Raw genomic sequence first — 14,936 nt, forward strand, 5'->3', positions numbered from 1 at the left:
GGTATACTCAAAATTCATTAACGCGCTATGGCATGACGCCGTGCGCATCTTCTGTCGATTCACTCAGTGGCTGTTCATCTGCCGCGACAAAGAGAACTTTACTCCGCATGGATCACCGCATTCTTCGAATTTTCTTCCTGCTGTTCAGCCTGAGTCTTTTGCCGTTTCAGGCGAATGCCTCTTTATTTGGCAAACCCGCCGCGCCACAGTTTGTCCCCGTCGATCAGGCATTCAGTTTTGATTTCCAGCAGCAAGATCACGATCTCAAACTGAACTGGCAAATCCGTGACGGCTATTATTTATATCGCAGCAAGATTGAGCTGGAACCGAAGAATGCTCAGCTCGCGGCGTTTCTGATGCCCAAAGGCCGTGATCATCATGATGAGTTTTTCGGTAACAGCGAAGTTTATGAGAATGCCCTGCATCTGACGATCCCTCTCCGTCAGGCCAGCGCGGATGCAACCGTTCGGGTGACCTATCAGGGATGTGCCGCCGCAGGATTCTGCTATCCGCCGGAAACTCGTGACGTGCCGCTGAGTGCCGTCACGGAACCGACGCGTGTCAGCACGCCAGCTACGGATACAGCATCCGCACCGGTTATCGCGACGCCTGAAAAGCCATCCACACCACTGCCGTTTTCTCCGCTGTGGGCCTTGCTGATCGGCATCGGTATTGCCTTTACGCCTTGCGTACTGCCGATGTATCCGCTGATTTCCGGCATTATTCTCGGACGTCAGCGCCCTCACAGCATGAAGCGAATTTTCCTGCTGGCGCTGGTTTACGTTCAGGGCATGGCGCTGACTTACACACTGCTTGGTATGGTGGTTGCTGCGGCAGGCTTGCAGTTCCAGGCGGCGTTGCAAAGTCCGTGGGTACTGATTGTGCTTTCGGTGATGTTCATTGTTCTGGCGCTGTCGATGTTTGGCACGTTCAGCCTGCAACTTCCTTCTGCCGTCCAGACCCGGCTGGCTTTATGGAGTAACGAGCAAAAAGGCGGCTCGCTGCCCGGCGTCTTTATTATGGGCGCACTGGCCGGGTTGATTTGTTCTCCCTGCACCACCGCGCCGCTCAGCGCGATCCTGCTGTATATCGCCCAGAGCGGGAATCTGCTGGCGGGGGCTGGCACGCTGTATCTGTATGCGCTGGGGATGGGCATTCCGCTGATTATTGTGACGATGTTCGGCAACAAATTACTGCCCCGCAGCGGGCCGTGGATGCAATACGTCAAAGAAGGATTTGGCTTTGTCATTCTGGCACTGCCGGTATTTTTACTCGAACGTGTGATTGGCGATATCTGGGGGCTGCGTTTATGGAGCCTGCTCGGCATGGCGTTCTTCGGCTGGGCATTCCTGCTCAGCCTGAAAAGCCAGCGCGGCATGGTGCGGACGCTGCAATTACTTTTCCTGGCCGCGGCGCTGATCGTCAGCCGTCCTTTGCAGGACTGGGCATTTGCGCCAGCCGCTAACACGACAACACAGGTACACGCACTTAATTTCCAGAAAATCCATAATGTCGGTGAACTGAACGCTGCCCTGCAGGGCGCGCAGGGCAAACGCGTTATGCTGGATTTGTACGCTGACTGGTGCGTGGCGTGTAAAGAGTTCGAAAAATATACCTTCTCAGCGCCAGACGTGCAGAATGAACTGACGGATACCTTATTGCTGCAGGCAGATGTCACCCAGAATTCCCCTGAGCAGAAAGCGTTATTAGAACGTCTGAATGTTCTGGGCCTGCCGACAATTTTGTTCTTCGGGCCTGATGGTCATGAGTTGCCACAGTCACGGGTGACGGGTTTTATGGATGCAGCGGAGTTCAGCGCGCATTTGCAGAAAACTCACCCTTAAACGACACTACACTTTGAAGTACGCGAATTGTGAGGAGGCAAACGTGCTACGTGAACAAGTTCTCGATAAAACCCTTAATTTCCTGGAACAACGTGGCCTTGCAACATTGTCACTGGAAACGGTCGCCGAACTGGTCGATGTCCCGCTCAGTGAATTACGCCGTTTCTGGCCGGATGCCGAAGCCCTGCTGTATGACAGTCTGCGTTATCACGGCGAACAGATTGATATCTGGCGTCGTCAGCTGATGCTGGATGAGTCTCTTTCAGCGCCACAGAAATTGCTGGCGCGCTATAAAGTGCTGGATGAGCAGGTGCGGCAGCAGCGCTATCCTGGATGTCTGTTTATCGCAGCTTGCACGTTTTTCCCTGACAGCGAGGCGCCCATTCATCAGCTGGCTCAACAGCAGAAACGGGCCTCCTACGACTACACCTTGTCGCTTTTGCAGGAAATGGGCTCGGATGACCCGGAAATGGTCGCTCAGCAGATGGAACTGATCCTCGAAGGCTGCCTGAGTAAACTGCTCGTTAAGCGCCAACTGAACGATGTGGAAGTCGCACGCCGTCTGGCAGAGGATGTGCTGAACATCGCCCGCTGCCGTGAACATGGTGCACTTTCCTGACTTCCCCCCATTGCTGCCCGGCGATTTCATCCTTTTTGAATGAAAAGGCAGCAAACAAACGGCTTTTATGTATTTTAGATAACAAACCCGTTGACGGCTCAGGCCCAATACGGTTTAATGCGCCCCGTTGCCCGGATAGCTCAGTCGGTAGAGCAAGGGATTGAAAATCCCTGTGTCCTTGGTTCGATTCCGAGTCCGGGCACCATCTTCAGAGCCTGTTCGTTAAGGGTTGAGATCCTTAACGGGCAAGACATAAGTACCCGAAACAGCTTCATGTGATAAATAGGCTTATCGCATCGATGGTTGAACATTCGGGACTAAGAAGCCGGAGAGTGTTAGACGCACTCTCTGGCTTTCTCACGTCCTTCCGATAAGAATTCTGACAGTATCCCACCGGTAGTGTCAATCTTATGTAAAGAAAAGCTTCATTTTTTTGCTTTCAGTCACTTAGATTTCACTTAAGATTTATCCTATCCTCCAAAAACTTCATCTAAAGCTACACGTAAACTGTCCATATTACCTTCCACATACTCCAGCGTAACAGCCACACTTGAATGTCCTAACAGCGTTTGAACAACTTTGAGATTACGATCAGGGGATTTCATCATGTCGGTAGCAATGGTATGCCTGAACCTATGTGGAGTGATAACACACTGACACTCAGTTGAAAGTCGGCGGAAGAAGCCACGCAGGGGTTGATAAGCCATCACGTCTGTTAAGATATTTTTTCGCCCATCAAACCTGCTCGCATTAAATAACATATCGTCATGTACTGCTCCGCGCTCAACCGCAGCCAGCATCAACCGTTCAAGCCTTGGTCGTAATAATCGCGTAATCGGAACCCGGTGTTCTCTGTGATTTTTTGAAGCTTCAGGACGCAAATTTATCCATCCCCCTTCTAAGTGAACGTCTTCCAGGCGGATGTTGAGTAACTGATTCTGCCTCATACCGGTATAACGGAGCGTATCTACCACGCTGAGCCAGAACCAGGCCGGTCTCAGAGCCGAGCGTGATTTTTCAATTATCCCCAAACTTTCCTCTTTTTCTCTCGCTTCGAGTAATAAATATATTTTTTTAATCTCTGACTCGGTGAGCGTTTTTTTCCTTTTAATATCTGGTCTGGCAATCACACCATTGAAGGGATTATCTTTTAAAGTAACGAATTCTTGCTGCAGCGCATGATTATAAATTGCACGCATATGAGCAACTTTATTATTCCATGTTATTGATGATAGTCCCTGCTCACTTAAAACATGCCGACGCCAGCTTAAAACTGTTAGTCTATCGACCTGACCCGGGAAAACGTTATCTCCAATATAACGTCGGAATGAATTGATAACTTTTCTGTAACTCCACTCCGTGGCTGGCCTCAATGTCTTACTAAAAAAGTAGTCCTTAAGGATATCGTCATAACTAATTAATTCCATCTTCCTCTCCCTATTTATCAATTAATTGCTTTAACTATTTATTAGGTGACAACCACTGGCTGTCAGATAGATCGACACCTTCTTTAAAGAGTTGTGTTGCAAGAATCATATAGCCTGACATTCGGGTAAAACGCCCCTCACGGCCCTCATTCTCATATTTCTTGTAGATGTATATCCCCTTTCCACTTCTTGAAAAATGTTTGTTCAGCGCTTCAAAACTTTTTTGAATATCATCTTTGTCTGACTCTGTTTTTTCTTGTGTCGCCAGATATCGGTAAAAACAATCCGGCGTCTGAATAAAGACGTACTGAGCCATAACATGCAACAGGCTGTCCTGTGCATTTATACTGAGTGCCCCTTCCTCAATGGAATCAACTAGCCAGTCCCAAAAATGTTCGCCCAATGTGCGTGTTCTGGCAGAATCAGGCTGCTTTAATGTTTCCACGACGGGGTTATCATCAGAGGTTGTTTCATCGACTACTTCAGCGCTTGTCATTTTATCCAGCAGCGTCAGCAAATCCCCGGGAGTTACTCCCTCTGACGGCATATCTGCTTGCACATCAGCAAGACTTTCGGCCTGACTGGATTGGCCGATAGCTGAGACCAGCTCTGGCATGATCGGAAGAGCATCCGCGCTGCTTAGTGAAGATATCTTATTGTCGTCAATTTCATTGGAAACAAAGGATTGAACAGGAATTTTATTAGAAGGATGCTCGGCAGGTTCAGAAGTGGCGCTCTGACTTAAGGCTTCAGTATTATCTGTGGCAAGTTTGACCGAAGGCTGTGCAAATGTGTCTTGAGCGAACAGTCCACATTTTTCACGAGCCTCACTCACTGCGGCATTAAGAATGGCCCCGGCAGGTTTATTACCTGACAGGTAAACCAGTAATGCGTCAGCCAGCGCTGGCCAGCGCGCTACCCAGATAAGCCCCTCGTAAGGTATCAGGCGATAAGCGCAAGTGGCAGCGCGAACTGCTGAATTTGTTTCTTGCTCACAAAATTTCATCCGCCAGGGAGCTTCAGGCATCCCCAGACCTGGAAACCACTGGCGACCATCTTCGTAGAAAGCCGCCATCTGTTCGAGGCTGTCCAGGTCATGCATCAATGCTGCCCAGAAAATTGCCGTACACCAGGCTGCGCTCTGCGCCGACTGTTCTTCCGGGGGGGCCCCCGGCGGCAGCATCCATCCCCTGGATAACCTCACCGCGCAAACAGCCACCTCAAGCGCTTCATCCAGCATGCCGCCTTCGCGTGCGTAGGGTCCCGATGACGCAGCCGGCAGCTGCTGCAGGCTCACAGCCAGCCGCTTCACCGGCTCCAGCCAAAATGTCTCCCAAACTGGCCTGGAGAAAGGACTATTGTCCCACAATTGCTGCAGCGCCTGTTTTCTGTGTCGCGTGGACAACAGTTCATCTGCGCTCAGCGGTAAAAACCACCCCGCAGCATTTGGTCTCTCTGACTCCTTACGCACCTTCGGTGCGGTATCTACTTTCTGATTATGAAATCTGCCTGTCATCCACTTCAGCATTGCCGCCCCCGTCAGTCATCGATAAAGGGGCATTACGCTATGCTTTCCCCCTCTTCTGGCAAGCGAGAACTCTATATTCGTTTCCTCGATTAACCCCTTGATCTTTATTTTTTGGATCTGCATGAATAATTTTTGCAGGCCATGAGCTTCCAAACGTGCCTGAATATGGCTTTTCAAAGAGAAGAAACCACCATGAAATCGGACGCTGTTCATGTGGCCATAATAATCACCTGCTGGATGTTGATTTGCTCAGCGCTCACAACCCTCATCACTAGTGGACTTTTCACATCGGGCAGTCTGATCGTATTTATCACGCTCACCGGTACGCCCGCGCTTTTCAACCCCCTGGCAAAACTTGTTTTTTTTCTCAGGCCATACCCCTTCGTATTGATGAAAAAGAGACGACGGTTATGGCTACACCTCAATCCCTGGCTTGCTGTCGGCCAGCCGGGGATCCGTGATATGAAAGGTTACTGGCATGCCCTGTCAGACACTCTCCGCACTGGCATGAAAACGCCCCGGCACACAATTATCCTGTCGTCTCACCTGCTCAGTCCCCGACGAACAGCCCGGTTGTTACGACACTTCCCCGCAGATCATTATCGCTGCCACACCCTGAGCAGACCCATCGGCCATGCGGAACGAGCGGGCTTGCAGATCGACACATTCCTGAAGGAATGGCGTTGGTACACTCCCTCAATGCAATGCGGAGTCCTGGTGATACGCAAAAAAGAAAAGAGGCAATGACGACGATGCTCTCATGGAAACTGATGAAAGCCACCGAACGCGCCTGCAGGAACATCTGTGAGGAGGAAGAAGTGGCCCTTCATTACAATTACCACCTAAGTCGTTTTGATCGTCTCATACTGTGGATTAAAGGCTTCATCGCAGGCTGGCCACAGGAGGAAGAATACAAACCGCTGTTTGGAAACATAATTCGTCTCTGGAGACGAAAACAGCGGTGAATAGCTCTACCCCGTAATATTAATTTGTAAATCTGAATACATAATTTCCCGTTAAATCTCTGTTTCAACGTATTCATACTGGCTACATGAACCGTATCGATCTGAACGATCGAAATTGTCCGTTATACAAAAGCGCAACACCCGATTATTGTATTCACATCGAATACAAATAATAAAAATCATAAATTTTAGTTGGTTATACCAACATCCTATTCAACGCCGGGGAGTCTCATGAATCTTAGTGTCACGTCACTGCTTTCACGCCTGACCCTGGAACAGGACGATAAACTCAACGCCCTGCTCAGCGCAGCGGCGACAGAAAGTAAAAAATCGGGCGACCCGCTGGCCGTAAGATTTAAACCTGGGATCCGCGAGTACATAACACTCGCCTCTGCAAAACTGGGCATATCAGCGTCTGAATTCATCAATATCTTAATTGAAGGCGTGATAAGGGAAACGCTGTCCCCCTTTCAAACACGCGCTACCCAGGTCGTAGAACGGTTTCAACTGCTCATGGACGCCCACGGTTTGAACATCACTGACGTCGCGACGCTGCTGTCACCGTGGAATATCGGACTAAGCGTACTGGAAAGCCGTGAGCGCACCATGGATTATCTGACAGACCCTTTGCTTTCCGAAATAGCGGAGTGGTTTAGCATTAATAAAAGTTGGCTAACAGCGGCGTCATCATCACCAATTGTTGCACCAGGCAACATTCCCGACTGGCATAAGTTAGCACTGCAAATTAGCAATAAAATAGCGGATGTTTCATTAAAGGCCTTACCGCAGATTATTTTAATTCGGGATACTCTGGCTCCCTCAGTCGATCACTTCAGCTATGAAACGCTGATTGGCGTGTGTTTAATCACTGTGAAATTGAAAAATGGGCTCCCCCTGCGCGTTGCTGAATACTTAGGCGAACAAATACCGTATGGCGGACACGAACAGCTCTTTATTGATTTCATGGCTTATTGCGGTGTCTTACAAAAGAAAAGACGGGCCATTGTTACAGCCTGTACAACAGATGCCTCTTCTTTAGAATTCTTGTCATCCGGTAAAGTCTTACCCGTCATGTTATTGGATAAACGACTAAATCAGAATTATTTGAATCAATGGAAAAAAGAAGAACTTAATCTACTGCATTATCCGGAGAAATCCGTCACAAAGGAGTGGCTAAAAGAAATAGATAATTTGAACTAATAATAAACTCGTTAAGTAGTAAATCTTTTTATTGGTGCGTCTGCACCAGGGAATTCTTTTACCTAAAAAACATAAACTGCACAGGAAAATATAATGATGAAAGCCACGTTAATAACACGCTGTCTGATGTTTGCCGGGCTGGTCTCTTCACTGCCCGCGGCACATGCTGCCGGCACCTGGTTTGAAGCCAGGAACGATGCGATGGGAGGAACCGGCGTTGCTTCATCAAAATACGGCGCGGCTCCGTTGCTTAACCCGGCCTTACTAACAAAGTCAGAACCCGGAGATAACCTCAGCATTATCCTGCCAACCGTAGGCGCCCAGGTCAGTGACCCGGACAACCTGCAGGACGGCTTTGATAACGTCAAGCATGCCTGGGATAACCTCGAGAATGCCAGCGGCACCGGCAACAGCGCCTCCTCAGCGACAGAACTCAGGAAATCGCTGACCGATATTTCGGGCCACAGCGGCCGTGCGGATGCCGGCGCAGGCTTAGTGATTGCCGTACCTAATGACACACTGCCCTTTGCTCTGGTCATTAAAGGCTGGGGTCAGGCGAAAGCTCGCGCTGAAGTGAGCAACAGCGATCTGGCTTATCTCGATGCCGCCGGTGCTGGCCTAGTTCAACCTGATGAAACCGCCCTTAATAGCCTCACCTCACGCGCTGAAGGCGTGGCAGCTCTGGTGAGCGAGTACGGCATCGCGATGGCACATCATTTTATGCTGGGTGATATTCCGGTATCGGTTGGGATCACCCCCAAATTTCAGCGTGTGGATACCTGGAATTACAATGTAGCCATCAATAACTACAGCACCTCCGACTTTCGCAGCGGTGACTGGAAGCGCTCAGAGAGCGGCGCCAACGTTGACCTTGGTTTTTCTGCTGACCTGACGCCTGAATGGACTATCGCCCTGGCTGGACAAAACCTCGTGGCACGCAGTGTTGATACCCGTGAAGTGAATGGCCTGCAGGACAACTTCAAAATCCGCCCTCAAGCTACTGCGGGCACAGCCTGGAGTAACGGGCTCGTGACTTTTGCAGCCGACGTAGACATGACACCCGCCAGCGGATTCACCTCCGATGAGAAAAGACAATATGCCGGCGTCGGTGCAGAGCTCAATGCCTGGTCCTGGGCGCAGCTGCGCGCCGGCTACCGCGCTGACATGCGTAACAGTGACAACAACGTCGTAACGGCCGGTATCGGCATTTCACCGTTTGATGTTGTTCACCTCGACCTGACTGGCATGGCCGGGACAGATCGAACATATGGTGCCGTGGCTCAGCTCGCTGTCACCTTCTGACCCTGACAGGGCATGTTCAGCATGCCCTTTTCCTTCACCGGAGAAATGCCATGACAATCCTGAAAAAAAGCCATTTACCCTCACTCCTTGTAGTCTTCTCAGTGCTTTGTATCACTGTGCTTACCGCCGCGAACGCGCGAGCCTCGACAATTACCAATTCAACAGAAAAGGCAGCCGGAGAAGTCTTAATTCCGCAGGCTTGTGGGAGTTGCGTTTCTTATGATGTATCAGTTTGGATGTTTACGCCGACGCGCCCTGACGCGCTCAAAAACATTCTCCAATCACTTAATACACTCCCTGAGGGGGAGCCTGATGAGGTCGAGGGCCAAAGGGTAATTTCACCCGATAAAAGCACTGTCGCTGCTGACACTTTTAGGCAATCAGGAACATTAGATCCTTTAGTGCTTTGGCATGCGATGTCTATTTTTGGGGAACCACTGCCATTGGAATTAGTTTCGTCTGCTGGGACTTTCCGCGCTGAACTCAACATGAAGGCGGTCCCTTCAACCACGTTCTTGAAGCCATCGTCTGAAACTTTCAATCAAAAAATATTGAGCCTTTCGCGCAACACAGACAACGAAGATTCAACCTCTCAGATTCAAACGCTATTGAACTTCAAGCTTATAGCAGGCTTGCCAGTAGGTTCTGGCAGTGGGGTTAATGACATCGCTAGCAGCAGCGGGCGAATGCTGATTAAAAACGGCGGTGCGTTGTTGAATGTTAACCGCATGGGGAATCGCTACCTGGTTTGGATAGTTCACGCGACTTATATCAACTTCTGAATCTGACCGGGGCAGGCATTGCATGCAAGCCCCTTTAACGGAGATATAACATGACGATCGTAAAACAACTTCGCTTTACCCCTGCCATTTTGGTTATAGCAATGCTGCTGGGAACGACAGGGTGCAGCAATAGCGACCTGAACGCGATAACGCATCAGGTCAGCACCCTGAGTTCCTCGCTGATGCCTTCAAATGCTTCAAATGACAATGTGAAATCACCTGAATGGGGTGAAGTCACCAAAACCCTGACAGTACATGTAGATATCGATACAGCCGCGGTAAGACTTAAACGTTATTACCGCTTTACATCAACCGATGAAATCACCGCAGCCGGTAACAGCGGTAAAGGGAACTCGGGTTGGGTCGCCAGCGCGATGGCTGAAGGTACTGACTGGAGCGCCCAGCCAGGCTCTTACTACCGTATGAGCCGGATATGGGGAAATGCGGACCGCCTGACTATTGAGGTCAGCCGCGAAGGCAATAGCAGCAATGTGACTGCAACCTATCGCTCAACTGATCCAGCTCATCTGAAAGAAGCCTGGACGCAAAAGCTTTGGGCGCAAATTGGCCCGGTAGCCGAAGGTAAAGTACGTTAATGAAGCATCGCGTTAAAAATAGAAAAGCCTCTGCAATGCAGAGGCTCAGTTTTAGTTAAGCAGTATTCAAAACAGTTTTTAGACGATATGACCAGTTCCCAATCCAATGTGCAGGTGTATACATCACGCGCCGACGTTCACCGCTCAATGCGTTACCCGTAACTACCTCGCCTGCTATACCCATCAAAGACAATTGTATATAAGCCATTCCAGATGCCACATGATCAATATCGGTACAGGAAACCCACAGACGTCGCGTTGGATTGAATCCCTTTTCGCGTAAGACTTCTGCAATAGCCAGGAGCATGCCAGCAGAACCACATGCCGGCTCGTAAACAGTAAAAAAAGGTTTATCGGCCAGCAGGCTGTCGATATCACCCAACTGCATTTCTGCCATCATTCGTGAGACGCAAAACGGCGTAAAAAACTGACCACGCGCTGCTTCACCGAGTTCCAGTGTCATGTAAAGCGAGCCCAGGAAGTCACCACTCTCAGCTTCCAGCCCCATGACAACCTCTGCCAGTAACATGGCCATCCGCTCAGCATCTTTTGCCTCGTACTGGCGTACCGTTTCCATGTACTCCTTTTCCAGCTCGTCATTACAGTTTATTCCGTTATGAATCGACGCTGCAGCAAGGGTAATAAAGTCTCGGAAGACTTTATTACGGTGATGATAGCGGGCGGTTTCGTTGAAAATTGAGATGAATTGTTTCTTATGGTCAACCATGATTTTTATCGCATATCTCCGGGGAAATATGCCCTGAAGGGGATATTTCCCCTTCAGGATGGTAAGTGATGCGGAACGACGTTCCGCTTATGTTATCGAATTATGAATGCTCAATATAACCTGCACGTAATTGCGTTTCGGACACATCAATGAACACGTCACATCCCTTATTAATGACTTCTTCCAGAAAGGTGCCCCAAAAATCGTTTCCAAGAACTTCCCCAAAGTCATCGCCGCCCACTTCGAGATAAGCCTTTTCATACCAGTCTTCGTTTTCAGTTAATCGGGGATCAAAACCTTCCGCATAGGCAATATGCAGCCTGCGACCTTTTCTGAATGCGCCCTTTTCAGCCATCAGGTAAATCCCTGTATCTTTCACTAAAAGCATGTTCCCTCCTTTTTCCTGCAGCTCTTCCATCACAGGTTTCAGAACAGCATTTTTGAACAACAACATGATTTTCACCTTCATAAATTAAGGGGAAAATCACCCCAGGGGATGATTTCCCCCTGGGGTTTGGTTAACGAGATATCAGCCAGAACATGGACCTACCAGTCATGGACGGCAAATCCGGCTAATACCTCACCACAGCAGTCAAAATGAACGAGCGAAACATTAAGCCGCTTCATCAGTACGTAGGTCAGACGGCGCGCATCTTTTGAAAACCCCCGCTTCTTTAACTCCAGCAGCGGGAAGTTATAGGCACTCAGCCTGACTACATAGCCGGTACCCGTCAGGTGGATCCACTCGGCATCCCCCCACTCGCAGCGCTGATGACCAAGACGATGAAATATTTCTGCGTCTTGCTCAGTCAGGTGAGCCGTACTGCACACGACATACTGGTAAAGTTCCACAGGTTGCACATCGTTGATAGTGGCCATGTTAAGCATCCCTCGCCGGTGAGGCATTTGTCTGCTCCTGAACAGGCAGCGCTTCCGGCGGGAAAGCCATCAGAGGAGCCGAAAACGGCCCCGCCCCGTACTTCCCGCTGTCAACATGATCTCCGCGGTCATAACAGTCATAACCCAGGACACCGTTGACCGGCTCCTGGTACCAGTGGCGGATCTCACAGTCAAACACGGCCGAGAGTTCCCCCATCAGCTCGCTGGAAGGCGGATACGACGGTGAATCAAACTCCAGGCGCAAACTGTTTATACGGTCACGATGCCAGAGAACGTTGTGACCACACGGCCACTCCATCCCGTGGATACGACTGTACAAACTGCCCGTGCTGGACATGCCTGCCAGCAGGCGGCTGTTGCCGTTGAGCTCCGCCGCAAGCCGGGAAGGAATAATCATCAGCATGTCACAGTGACAGGCACGCTCAGGTCTCCTCCCCAGTTTCTCCCAACATTCACCGCCGTCGATATGGGGTGACCAGGTGGCCACACCAAACCAGTCAACGTACTGCCGGGTCATCAGCTGCGCCATTATCTGGCGTGCGGCCAACGGGAAAGTTTCCCACCGAACAGCACTCAGCCCTGACTGCGTCCAGATACGGTCAATTTGTCTGACGGTATCCGGATTAAGTACCGCATCCTTCTGCAGCAACTCCAGCCAGTGCTGGAAAGCCAGGTTGGAGGCGATAGCCGGCCCAGTTCCGTGTGAGACCAGCCCCGGGTAAGGGGGATATTCCACAGTTTTCACCGGCTTAAGCACCCCGGCTGAACCTGCCAGAAACAGCTGAATGCTCTGTTGTACGGCGTAGCGGTATAGCGGCACCTCATCGCCGGTAACCCACTGCAGCATGACATCGATAAACACGGAACGGCCGGTGATTTCCAGGCGGTTTTTGCACCATTCAAACATAGTTACTTCTCCTCTTCAGACTATAAAAGAGGGAGCCGCCCCATCGGGGAAGTCTCCCCCGATGGGTGGTTTACAGGTTAAGTCGGGTCAGCCCCGGATCACGGGTGACTGATAATCCCGAGTGTGGCACCGGCCTCAAGGCCGGCAATCAGCTCATCGGCCGCACTCAGATAAGGCGAGCGTGGCAGGTAAGCAGAGTCGTTAAGGTGTGTCAGGTGATACTTATCCACCAGGTCATTAATAGCTTCAAAGGGCTTCACGCCCGCTTTTTGCAACGCTGCCACACAGGCGTCGTCGCATAAATCGGTATCATTCAACGTCAGGCCATAGTGCCTGGCCAGCAGCGCCGATGCGGTGGCCTGCCAGAATTGTGGTGTCTGCATCATTGTCTCCTTCAGGCCACTTTTGAGGCCGTTGATAATGCCTGTGAGTCAGTCGTCAGAGTTAACAAAAACTCTGACGCTTCCCGCGCCTGCCGGCATGCCCGGAACAGCGCTCTTTTGTCTTCTTTGAGGGCCTTCAGCCAGCCACTGACGTAGCTTTCATGCTGCACCTCACCGTAAACGCCAAGTTCTGCGCAGAGGAAGGCGCTGCCCATCTCGGCAATCAGCTCCTCAAACGCATATACCGGATCCCCGAATTTTCGGGTCGATGAAGTTATTCCCTCCCGGTTCAGCCGTTTATGATGGCCACTGGCATGAACCAGTTCGTGAAGTAACGTGGACCAGTAGTCAGCCTCCGTAAAAAACTGCCCGGAGGTGGGCATCACTATCTGATCCACCACCGGTCGGTAATAGGCACGGTTTTGCTCCAGAAAGTTGACGGCTACTCCGCTCGCGTTGAACATTTCCATCACCCGGTTCATCACCGGTACAGAAACCGTCTCCACTTCTTCTTCAGTCATCAATGTGGCCGGTTCACCGGAAAGCGCTGCCGGCAGACCGTCGCACTGCTGGGTATTAAACAGCTGCAGAGGTCTGAGCATCGTTCGGGACTCCATGACGGGGTTTCCATCCTCGTCAGTAAGTTTGGTGCCCTGCTTATCTTCAGCCTGGACCTCAAAAGGTTTGAAAATCACAGCAAGACTGCAGGTCTCTCCCGGGCGGACGTGTCCGCCCGCGAGTTGCGCCTGCCGGAAGGTGAGCCAGCGGTCAGAGCTAAACCCACGCTCCTCCGCCGCCATCCAAAGCAGTGGAATATTTATCCCGCTGTAGGCTTTGCCTGTTGTGGCATTCGCCGGCAGGCAGTTGCCCGCCCTCTTTTGAGCTGCACGCCAGGGTTTACGCCATGGCGCGGTGCCTTTCTCAAGAGCCGCAACGATTTTGTCAGTGACCTGCTGATACAGGTCTGCACGTTCAGTTTTGGGTGCCCTGCGGGCTGAGGTATGTTTTTTCATGGGATAAACCTTATAAAAGGCGTATCCCGGCCAGCGGCGGGATACGCCACTGGGAGTGGATGAAAATTAATGTGTGAAATAAGGGGTGATAATGTCCCCCGTCTGTGTCACCGAACTGATACGGTCTTTGAGCCGGGAGAACGCGCGAACAAATTGTTCGTGGTCAGCCGGTTTTGCCCGTTTGCAATCGGTCCGGATAACGTCATCGAGCACATACAGTGCTGCCAGGCGCCACGCTGCTTTCTCCCGCTGACCTACGCAGGCATGAAAGTGTTTATGCGACTGATCAAACATCCGTTCGATACCGTTTCGGAACTCTGCGACCGGGATAAAGACTTTCTCCGGAGGCCGGGTTTCACTCCGTACAGTTGAAATCAGGGGCGTCACAAAGAAGTCATGATGTTCGTTGAGTATCGCCTCCCTCGTGGTGTGACTGATAAAGAAGGTGAAGGAATAGTCGGTGCCTGGAAGCAGTTCGCTAATCTTTTCTTCCCATCCATTGTCTCGTCGGGGATCGAAACCCTCGGCATAAGCCATGTTCATATACCCGGGTTGTTTTTCATCCTCAGCCCGAATGTAAAAACCGTAGCCGTTTTCCAACGTGATCGATTTATTCAGGCCGGACGGGAGAGTTAATACCTTACGCAGAGAAGCGGAAGTAAAACGGAACATGATAAATACTCCTGTGATTAACAGAAGAAACTTCCCGGGAGGAAGTCTCTCCGGGAAGCATGGTCAAATAA

The 14,936-nt window shown here is 50.7% G+C and carries 16 protein-coding genes and 1 tRNA gene; 8 read left to right on the plus strand and 9 right to left on the minus strand.

All coding sequences use genetic code 11. The features are described 5' to 3' along the window. Positions 1 to 107: 107 nt before the first annotated feature. From LC431_RS11540 to LC431_RS11550, 3 genes are all read left to right on the plus strand, one after another. A complete protein-coding gene (locus LC431_RS11540) occupies positions 108 to 1,844 on the plus strand; it encodes a protein-disulfide reductase DsbD (RefSeq protein ID WP_223509825.1) in 1,737 nt (578 codons plus the stop codon). 43 nt (positions 1,845 to 1,887) lie between these two features. Further along, complete coding sequence (locus LC431_RS11545; RefSeq protein WP_014411550.1) at positions 1,888 to 2,463, plus strand: transcriptional regulator; 576 nt, start codon at positions 1,888 to 1,890, stop codon at positions 2,461 to 2,463. Positions 2,464 to 2,592: 129 nt separating this feature from the next. Beyond that, a tRNA-Phe gene (locus tag LC431_RS11550) sits at positions 2,593 to 2,668 on the plus strand. A gap of 265 nt (positions 2,669 to 2,933) precedes the next feature. Here the strand turns inward: LC431_RS11550 and LC431_RS11555 are convergent. Then, the gene (locus LC431_RS11555; protein WP_072270530.1) at positions 2,934 to 3,890 is read right to left on the minus strand and encodes a site-specific integrase; all 957 of its coding nucleotides are present in this window, start codon (positions 3,888 to 3,890) and stop codon (positions 2,934 to 2,936) included. Between the two features lie 34 nt (positions 3,891 to 3,924). Continuing rightward, positions 3,925 to 5,418 (minus strand): TraI domain-containing protein, encoded by a 1,494-nt coding sequence (locus tag LC431_RS11560; RefSeq protein WP_223509826.1) that lies wholly within the window; start codon positions 5,416 to 5,418, stop codon positions 3,925 to 3,927. A gap of 743 nt (positions 5,419 to 6,161) precedes the next feature. Between LC431_RS11560 and LC431_RS11565 the strand changes: the two genes are divergently transcribed. The 5 genes from LC431_RS11565 (at position 6,162) to LC431_RS11585 (ending at position 10,263) form a co-directional block, all read left to right on the plus strand. Then, complete coding sequence (locus tag LC431_RS11565) at positions 6,162 to 6,383, plus strand: hypothetical protein (RefSeq protein WP_223509827.1); 222 nt, start codon at positions 6,162 to 6,164, stop codon at positions 6,381 to 6,383. A 231-nt stretch (positions 6,384 to 6,614) separates the two neighbouring features. Continuing rightward, positions 6,615 to 7,583, plus strand: a complete 969-nt coding sequence (locus LC431_RS11570) for a hypothetical protein (RefSeq protein ID WP_223509828.1) — start codon at positions 6,615 to 6,617, stop codon at positions 7,581 to 7,583. A 93-nt stretch (positions 7,584 to 7,676) separates the two neighbouring features. After that, on the plus strand, positions 7,677 to 8,885 hold the full coding sequence (locus LC431_RS11575) for a conjugal transfer protein TraF (RefSeq protein WP_223509829.1): 1,209 nt from the start codon (positions 7,677 to 7,679) through the stop codon (positions 8,883 to 8,885). Positions 8,886 to 8,935: 50 nt separating this feature from the next. Next, positions 8,936 to 9,667, plus strand: a complete 732-nt coding sequence (locus LC431_RS11580; RefSeq protein WP_223509830.1) for a hypothetical protein — start codon at positions 8,936 to 8,938, stop codon at positions 9,665 to 9,667. 50 nt (positions 9,668 to 9,717) lie between these two features. Beyond that, a complete protein-coding gene (locus tag LC431_RS11585; RefSeq protein WP_223509832.1) occupies positions 9,718 to 10,263 on the plus strand; it encodes a hypothetical protein in 546 nt (181 codons plus the stop codon). A gap of 55 nt (positions 10,264 to 10,318) precedes the next feature. On the opposite strand, the gene LC431_RS11590 is transcribed toward LC431_RS11585, so the two are convergent. From LC431_RS11590 to LC431_RS11620, 7 genes are all read right to left on the minus strand, one after another. Continuing rightward, complete coding sequence (locus tag LC431_RS11590) at positions 10,319 to 10,990, minus strand: N-6 DNA methylase (protein ID WP_255611204.1); 672 nt, start codon at positions 10,988 to 10,990, stop codon at positions 10,319 to 10,321. Between the two features lie 100 nt (positions 10,991 to 11,090). Further along, positions 11,091 to 11,444: a DUF3085 domain-containing protein gene (locus tag LC431_RS11595; protein ID WP_162906078.1), complete on the minus strand. Its 354-nt coding sequence runs from the start codon at positions 11,442 to 11,444 to the stop codon at positions 11,091 to 11,093. 92 nt (positions 11,445 to 11,536) lie between these two features. Beyond that, positions 11,537 to 11,896 carry a DUF5983 family protein gene (locus LC431_RS11600; protein WP_223509834.1) on the minus strand — a complete coding sequence of 120 codons (360 nt, stop codon included), beginning with the start codon at positions 11,894 to 11,896 and terminating at the stop codon, positions 11,537 to 11,539. Next, positions 11,871 to 12,797 carry a DUF1281 domain-containing protein gene (locus LC431_RS11605; protein WP_223509836.1) on the minus strand — a complete coding sequence of 309 codons (927 nt, stop codon included), beginning with the start codon at positions 12,795 to 12,797 and terminating at the stop codon, positions 11,871 to 11,873. Before LC431_RS11605 ends, LC431_RS11600 begins: the two co-directional genes overlap by 26 nt. Before the next feature lie 98 nt (positions 12,798 to 12,895). Beyond that, complete coding sequence (locus tag LC431_RS11610) at positions 12,896 to 13,183, minus strand: TA system toxin CbtA family protein (RefSeq protein ID WP_188473056.1); 288 nt, start codon at positions 13,181 to 13,183, stop codon at positions 12,896 to 12,898. A gap of 8 nt (positions 13,184 to 13,191) precedes the next feature. Beyond that, positions 13,192 to 14,193 (minus strand): ArdC family protein, encoded by a 1,002-nt coding sequence (locus LC431_RS11615; RefSeq protein WP_223509838.1) that lies wholly within the window; start codon positions 14,191 to 14,193, stop codon positions 13,192 to 13,194. A gap of 66 nt (positions 14,194 to 14,259) precedes the next feature. Further along, positions 14,260 to 14,865, minus strand: coding sequence for a hypothetical protein (locus LC431_RS11620; protein WP_223509841.1), 606 nt, complete (start codon positions 14,863 to 14,865; stop codon positions 14,260 to 14,262). Between the last annotated feature and the right edge of the window lie 71 nt (positions 14,866 to 14,936).

The organism is Rahnella sp. GSA61A, from assembly GCF_019969905.1.
GTDB lineage: Bacteria > Pseudomonadota > Gammaproteobacteria > Enterobacterales > Enterobacteriaceae > Rahnella > Rahnella aceris.

Bases quoted from the DNA above. Each gene is read 5' to 3' on its own strand.
- LC431_RS11590 (WP_255611204.1), bottom strand. From the start codon at position 10,990: ATGGTTGACCATAAGAAACAATTCATCTCAATTTTCAACGAAACCGCC.
- LC431_RS11605 (WP_223509836.1), bottom strand. From the start codon at position 12,797: ATGTTTGAATGGTGCAAAAACCGCCTGGAAATCACCGGCCGTTCCGTG.
- LC431_RS11555 (WP_072270530.1), bottom strand. From the start codon at position 3,890: ATGGAATTAATTAGTTATGACGATATCCTTAAGGACTACTTTTTTAGT.
- LC431_RS11610 (WP_188473056.1), bottom strand. From the start codon at position 13,183: ATGATGCAGACACCACAATTCTGGCAGGCCACCGCATCGGCGCTGCTG.
- LC431_RS11560 (WP_223509826.1), bottom strand. From the start codon at position 5,418: ATGCTGAAGTGGATGACAGGCAGATTTCATAATCAGAAAGTAGATACC.
- LC431_RS11570 (WP_223509828.1), top strand. From the start codon at position 6,615: ATGAATCTTAGTGTCACGTCACTGCTTTCACGCCTGACCCTGGAACAG.
- LC431_RS11565 (WP_223509827.1), top strand. From the start codon at position 6,162: ATGACGACGATGCTCTCATGGAAACTGATGAAAGCCACCGAACGCGCC.
- LC431_RS11595 (WP_162906078.1), bottom strand. From the start codon at position 11,444: ATGTTGTTGTTCAAAAATGCTGTTCTGAAACCTGTGATGGAAGAGCTG.
- LC431_RS11600 (WP_223509834.1), bottom strand. From the start codon at position 11,896: ATGCCTCACCGGCGAGGGATGCTTAACATGGCCACTATCAACGATGTG.
- LC431_RS11585 (WP_223509832.1), top strand. From the start codon at position 9,718: ATGACGATCGTAAAACAACTTCGCTTTACCCCTGCCATTTTGGTTATA.
- LC431_RS11615 (WP_223509838.1), bottom strand. From the start codon at position 14,193: ATGAAAAAACATACCTCAGCCCGCAGGGCACCCAAAACTGAACGTGCA.
- LC431_RS11575 (WP_223509829.1), top strand. From the start codon at position 7,677: ATGATGAAAGCCACGTTAATAACACGCTGTCTGATGTTTGCCGGGCTG.
- LC431_RS11580 (WP_223509830.1), top strand. From the start codon at position 8,936: ATGACAATCCTGAAAAAAAGCCATTTACCCTCACTCCTTGTAGTCTTC.
- LC431_RS11620 (WP_223509841.1), bottom strand. From the start codon at position 14,865: ATGTTCCGTTTTACTTCCGCTTCTCTGCGTAAGGTATTAACTCTCCCG.
- LC431_RS11540 (WP_223509825.1), top strand. From the start codon at position 108: ATGGATCACCGCATTCTTCGAATTTTCTTCCTGCTGTTCAGCCTGAGT.